Below are 6109 nucleotides of genomic sequence, written 5' to 3' on the forward strand. Positions count from 1 at the left end.
AATGCTAATTGCTTTTTGATGGTTTTAAAATTCCGCCATAGCCAAGCTGTCTTTTTTTATACAATCCATTATATAAATCATCAACGACTTGTTTATTCTCAATATCTAATTTTATTGGCTTTGTAGGATACTTAGCGGTTTCTAGAATGGCTCCTTTTAAGCTTTTACCTTTTTCTTTCACAGAACGAATATCGACCATCGGAATATAATCAACCTTAAGAGATTGAGACCACATTTCACCCCACTCTTTTTGAGTAATATAGTCTTTTTTTGACTGAAAATAACTCGGTCTAACCATTAATAAAACATGGATATGAGGGTGATAGTTATTATCTTTTTCGTTATGTGTTACCTCAACAGAACGAAGATAGCCGATCAAATTCTTTTGTACCTTAGCTCGCTTAAACAGTCTATCGAAGGATTTTGTCAAGGACGTTAATGTCCTGTTCAATTCACTTCCAGGGACATTTTTAACAGTCAAGGTCAAAAAAAGGAATCGTCCTTTAGGTTCCTGCTTAATGGCTTCATCAACAATTCTCGAGGTTTGATAAGAATACTTCATAGAACGTCTCCAGTTGCACATTGGACAAAGCTTATTCTTGCAGAAATAAGCTTGATACAATTTTAAAGACCTATCTTCATGACGAATAAAACGCAAAACATCTCCGCATGATTGAACACGTTCAATCAATGCTTTTTTGTAACCTAACTCATCAAAAATACCAGCCAATTTCAGGCTCATAAGTTTCCGACCTCGCCAGTTTCTGTCCTTACCTCTGCTATTTTTATCTTGTAAGACTTCCTCTTGATTTAGATTTTCTGTCATGTTATAATTCAAGTACAAAATATTTTGAAATACACAAAAAGTCTGCACTTCCCCTTTCATAATTTATAGATTCAGCCCTTAAATTATAACATGAAAGTTTTCAGAAGTAAAACGGCTTTTTTTGTTACAAAAAACCAATAGCCCCAAGGGTTTGAGGGCTGTCTTCAGGCTCATTTTTGCCCGTGAGTTATTTCCTACTAGTATCAAGATAAGAAGAAACCCTCTTCGAGGGTTTCAAAAGAGCCCTAAAGGGCTCTAAAAATAAAGAGGTACACTATGCTTATTTCATATCCTGCTATTTTTCACAAAGGCAATCAAGGTTATTGGGTGGAGTTTCCTGAATTTGGAGGAGGAACTCAAGGAACATCTCTCGAAGACGCTATAACTAACGCTCAAGAAATGTTAGAAGGTATCGTAATATCCTACGCTAATAACAATATGATTTTACCTAATCCTAGTCAGCTAGATGATACTGCAATCGCTGACGGCTTCTTAAAAACGATATTCGTTGTTCTATAAAAGCAAAAAGCAGTTTTTTGACACCTTATCTCACACGTGATACAATGAAGATGCTTAAAAGTTCAAGAAATATAAGCATAAAGAAAACACCTAGGTTGCCCCCTAGGTGTTTTTATTGCACTTGCTCAAGGTGCTCAGGTTAAATTATTTGTCGCCTTTGTTTTGCCACATACGGATTAACCATTCCGCAATTAGTTCTGCAACTACACTGACCATCAGCGGTAGCAAAACAAGTTCAAGAAATACTTTTAGCATAAAGTTTCACCTCCCAACTTTCGCTGTTTAGTGAATGCGACTTGGTTATTATACCATGCACGCTTACTTTATTCCATGGTCTCCTTGACAACAAGAAACCAGGGACGGTGATACTTGCTTTGTCGGTCGGTCGAACAAAGTTCTGACCAAACCGCCTCCGCTAAGTCTACCTTGTCCCTGCTTATCGTCAAGGAGCTTTCACGGCATAAATCGCTTAGCTTATATCTAAAACCTCTTAGAAGGCTCATATTTGCCTTCTAAGCCATTTTACAATCTGATTCAGGCAAGCAACGGATTTGTATACACAAATCGCTTAAACGACTTGTTAGGGTGCCTAAAACCTTATTCAGATGATGTCATCTGAATTTGTCGCTACGCTCGACTAAATGATTGCTATTCTATTTTGTTGTTGGAAATTATTCCAACAACAAAATAGAATCATACGAACGCTAGTGAGTAAAAAAATCGAATATAATGACATTAAAAAAAGACCGGCATTTTTAAACGAATGCTGATCTTTTTTATTACGGTTTTAGGAGAATCCTAACAAGACAAAAACAACGTTTTTGGGTTTGTCATGACAAACCCGTTGCTTGCCTGAAATAAAATCTATCTTTACTTAAGTTAATGATTATACAATGTAAGTTAAAATAATCCGTTATTTTTTAATTAAAAGCCTATAATGCTATTGAATTTCTAAATAAAATATCATAAAATGAAAGCGGAAACAATTTGTTTGAGATAGAAAGGAGTTAAAATAGAAAATCACAGTTATCAAACAAATTAAAAGCAACTAATATATCGTAGTCGTCAATATTTAGAAAGGGTATCAAAATGAAAATTAAAAAATATATAGCGTTATTATTAGCAAGTCTTTTAGTAATCTCTACAACAGTCCCATCTTTTATTACAGCCAAAGTAGTAGCTGACGAAAAAACTTCGATCACTTCAGAATATACTATCGAAGAACAAAGACAGATAGATGAAGTTGCTGCGGTTTTAGAAAAAATGTTTGCCGATGGAGTAACAGAAGAAAATTTAAAACAGTATGCTCAAGCAAATTACAGTGAAGAAGAATTAATAATTGCTGACAATGAACTAAACACAAATTTATCTCAAATCCAAGATGAAAATGCAATCATGTATAAAGTTGATTGGGGCGCACTAGGAAACTGTATGGCAAATAAAATCAAAGATGAATTATTAGCGATGATAAGTGTTGGAACTATTATTAAGTATGCTCAAAAAAAAGCATGGAAAGAATTAGCTAAAATAGTAATTAAATATGTTGCTAAAGCAGGAGTAAAAACAAATGCTGCATTAATTGCCGGTCAATTAGCTATTTGGGGGTTACAATGCGGAATCAACTTCTAAAAGAAATAATATTTTGGGGTTTTCTTTCTGCGTTTTTCAGTTTATATACTTCAGTCAAACTAAAAATTTTTTCTCTCTTCCAGTCGCTTTAATCTGGTTAGTTGTTTTTATGATTTCTAAATATTTAGAATCAAAAAATAGAAAATAGACAAAAACGAAAATTTTTAGTTCTTAGTTCATACATCGCTTACAATCATCTTAAAAAAATTAACAAGAATAGCTGAGTTGAATTACCAACTCAGCTATTTCACTCTTCACTACTTCAAGTAATAGTTTTGCTTTGAAGCATTCCAAATGGCAACTATTTTTATACCTTCCGACAAGTCACTGCCGTCATTGGAAGTATGAATCAAATCTCCGTTTTCAGCATCATCTAATGCTAATTGCTTTTTGATGGTTTTAAAAATTCCGCCATAGCCAAGCTGTCTTTTTTTATACAATCCATTATATAAATCATCAACGACTTGTTTATTCTCAATATCTAATTTTATTGGCTTTGTAGGATACTTAGCGGTTTCTAGAATGGCTCCTTTTAAGCTTTTACCTTTTTCTTTCACAGAACGAATATCGACCATCGGAATATAATCAACCTTAAGAGATTGAGACCACATTTCACCCCACTCTTTTTGAGTAATATAGTCTTTTTTTGACTGAAAATAACTCGGTCTAACCATTAATAAAACATGGATATGAGGGTGATAGTTATTATCTTTTTCGTTATGTGTTACCTCAACAGAACGAAGATAGCCGATCAAATTCTTTTGTACCTTAGCTCGCTTAAACAGTCTATCGAAGGATTTTGTCAAGGACGTTAATGTCCTGTTCAATTCACTTCCAGGGACATTTTTAACAGTCAAGGTCAAAAAAAGGAATCGTCCTTTAGGTTCCTGCTTAATGGCTTCATCAACAATTCTCGAGGTTTGATAAGAATACTTCATAGAACGTCTCCAGTTGCACATTGGACAAAGCTTATTCTTGCAGAAATAAGCTTGATACAATTTTAAAGACCTATCTTCATGACGAATAAAACGCAAAACATCTCCGCATGATTGAACACGTTCAATCAATGCTTTTTTGTAACCTAACTCATCAAAAATACCAGCCAATTTCAGGCTCATAAGTTTCCGACCTCGCCAGTTTCTGTCCTTACCTCTGCTATTTTTATCTTGTAAGACTTCCTCTTGATTTAGATTTTCTGTCATGTTATAATTCAAGTACAAAATATTTTGAAATACACAAAAAGTCTGCACTTCCCCTTTCATAATTTATAGATTCAGCCCTTAAATTATAACATGAAAGTTTTCAGAAGTAAAACGGCTTTTTTTGTTACAAAAAACCAATAGCCCCAAGGGTTTGAGGGCTGTCTTCAGGCTCATTTTTGCCCGTGAGTTATTTCCTACTAGTATCAAGATAAGAAGAAACCCTCTTCGAGGGTTTCAAAAGAGCCCTAAAGGGCTCTAAAAATAAAGAGGTACACTATGCTTATTTCATATCCTGCTATTTTTCACAAAGGCAATCAAGGTTATTGGGTGGAGTTTCCTGAATTTGGAGGAGGAACTCAAGGAACATCTCTCGAAGACGCTATAACTAACGCTCAAGAAATGTTAGAAGGTATCGTAATATCCTACGCTAATAACAATATGATTTTACCTAATCCTAGTCAGCTAGATGATACTGCAATCGCTGACGGCTTCTTAAAAACGATATTCGTTGTTCTATAAAAGCAAAAAGCAGTTTTTTGACACCTTATCTCACACGTGATACAATGAAGATGCTTAAAAGTTCAAGAAATATAAGCATAAAGAAAACACCTAGGTTGCCCCCTAGGTGTTTTTATTGCACTTGCTCAAGGTGCTCAGGTTAAATTATTTGTCGCCTTTGTTTTGCCACATACGGATTAACCATTCCGCAATTAGTTCTGCAACTACACTGACCATCAGCGGTAGCAAAACAAGTTCAAGAAATACTTTTAGCATAAAGTTTCACCTCCCAACTTTCGCTGTTTAGTGAATGCGACTTGGTTATTATACCATGCACGCTTACTTTATTCCATGGTCTCCTTGACAACAAGAAACCAGGGACGGTGATACTTGCTTTGTCGGTCGGTCGAACAAAGTTCTGACCAAACCGCCTCCGCTAAGTCTACCTTGTCCCTGCTTATCGTCAAGGAGCTTTCACGGCATAAATCGCTTAGCTTATATCTAAAACCTCTTAGAAGGCTCATATTTGCCTTCTAAGCCATTTTACAATCTGATTCAGGCAAGCAACGGATTTGTATACACAAATCGCTTAAACGACTTGTTAGGGTGCCTAAAACCTTATTCAGATGATGTCATCTGAATTTGTCGCTACGCTCGACTAAATGATTGCTATTCTATTTTGTTGTTGGAAATTATTCCAACAACAAAATAGAATCATACGAACGCTAGTGAGTAAAAAAATCGAATATAATGACATTAAAAAAAGACCGGCATTTTTAAACGAATGCTGATCTTTTTTATTACGGTTTTAGGAGAATCCTAACAAGACAAAAACAACGTTTTTGGGTTTGTCATGACAAACCCGTTGCTTGCCTGAAATAAAATCTATCTTTACTTAAGTTAATGATTATACAATGTAAGTTAAAATAATCCGTTATTTTTTAATTAAAAGCCTATAATGCTATTGAATTTCTAAATAAAATATCATAAAATGAAAGCGGAAACAATTTGTTTGAGATAGAAAGGAGTTAAAATAGAAAATCACAGTTATCAAACAAATTAAAAGCAACTAATATATCGTAGTCGTCAATATTTAGAAAGGGTATCAAAATGAAAATTAAAAAATATATAGCGTTATTATTAGCAAGTCTTTTAGTAATCTCTACAACAGTCCCATCTTTTATTACAGCCAAAGTAGTAGCTGACGAAAAAACTTCGATCACTTCAGAATATACTATCGAAGAACAAAGACAGATAGATGAAGTTGCTGCGGTTTTAGAAAAAATGTTTGCCGATGGAGTAACAGAAGAAAATTTAAAACAGTATGCTCAAGCAAATTACAGTGAAGAAGAATTAATAATTGCTGACAATGAACTAAACACAAATTTATCTCAAATCCAAGATGAAAATGCAATCATGTATAAAGTTGATTGGG

6 protein-coding genes are annotated in these 6109 nt (G+C 34.3%); 4 read left to right on the forward strand and 2 right to left on the reverse strand.

Annotated elements, in window-relative coordinates:
- Positions 1-4 precede the first annotated feature (4 nt).
- Positions 5-826, reverse strand: a complete 822-nt coding sequence (locus DYD17_RS00005; RefSeq protein ID WP_115276302.1) for a protein rep — start codon at positions 824-826, stop codon at positions 5-7.
- Between the two features lie 276 nt (positions 827-1102).
- Here DYD17_RS00005 and DYD17_RS00010 point away from each other — a divergent pair, with 276 nt between their 5' ends.
- The gene (locus DYD17_RS00010; protein WP_115224881.1) at positions 1103-1345 is read left to right on the forward strand and encodes a type II toxin-antitoxin system HicB family antitoxin; all 243 of its coding nucleotides are present in this window, start codon (positions 1103-1105) and stop codon (positions 1343-1345) included.
- Positions 1346-2434: 1089 nt separating this feature from the next.
- Positions 2435-2974 carry a hypothetical protein gene (locus DYD17_RS00015; protein WP_011187220.1) on the forward strand — a complete coding sequence of 180 codons (540 nt, stop codon included), beginning with the start codon at positions 2435-2437 and terminating at the stop codon, positions 2972-2974.
- A 257-nt stretch (positions 2975-3231) separates the two neighbouring features.
- On the opposite strand, the gene DYD17_RS00020 is transcribed toward DYD17_RS00015, so the two are convergent.
- Entirely contained in the window at positions 3232-4176 is a 945-nt protein-coding gene (locus tag DYD17_RS00020; protein ID WP_115224882.1) for a protein rep, read from the reverse strand.
- 276 nt (positions 4177-4452) lie between these two features.
- Here DYD17_RS00020 and DYD17_RS00025 point away from each other — a divergent pair, with 276 nt between their 5' ends.
- Together DYD17_RS00025 and DYD17_RS00030 are read left to right on the forward strand one after the other, a co-directional pair.
- Positions 4453-4695 carry a type II toxin-antitoxin system HicB family antitoxin gene (locus tag DYD17_RS00025; protein WP_115224881.1) on the forward strand — a complete coding sequence of 81 codons (243 nt, stop codon included), beginning with the start codon at positions 4453-4455 and terminating at the stop codon, positions 4693-4695.
- Between the two features lie 1089 nt (positions 4696-5784).
- Positions 5785-6109: hypothetical protein (locus tag DYD17_RS00030; protein WP_394342420.1), on the forward strand; the 325-nt coding region annotated here is incomplete at its 3' end.

It is taken from the genome of Streptococcus dysgalactiae subsp. dysgalactiae, from assembly GCF_900459225.1.
Classification (GTDB): Bacteria; Bacillota; Bacilli; order Lactobacillales; family Streptococcaceae; genus Streptococcus; species Streptococcus dysgalactiae.

Bases quoted from the DNA above. Each gene is read 5' to 3' on its own strand.
- DYD17_RS00005 (WP_115276302.1), bottom strand. From the start codon at position 826: ATGACAGAAAATCTAAATCAAGAGGAAGTCTTACAAGATAAAAATAGC.
- DYD17_RS00010 (WP_115224881.1), top strand. From the start codon at position 1,103: ATGCTTATTTCATATCCTGCTATTTTTCACAAAGGCAATCAAGGTTAT.
- DYD17_RS00015 (WP_011187220.1), top strand. From the start codon at position 2,435: ATGAAAATTAAAAAATATATAGCGTTATTATTAGCAAGTCTTTTAGTA.
- DYD17_RS00020 (WP_115224882.1), bottom strand. From the start codon at position 4,176: ATGACAGAAAATCTAAATCAAGAGGAAGTCTTACAAGATAAAAATAGC.
- DYD17_RS00025 (WP_115224881.1), top strand. From the start codon at position 4,453: ATGCTTATTTCATATCCTGCTATTTTTCACAAAGGCAATCAAGGTTAT.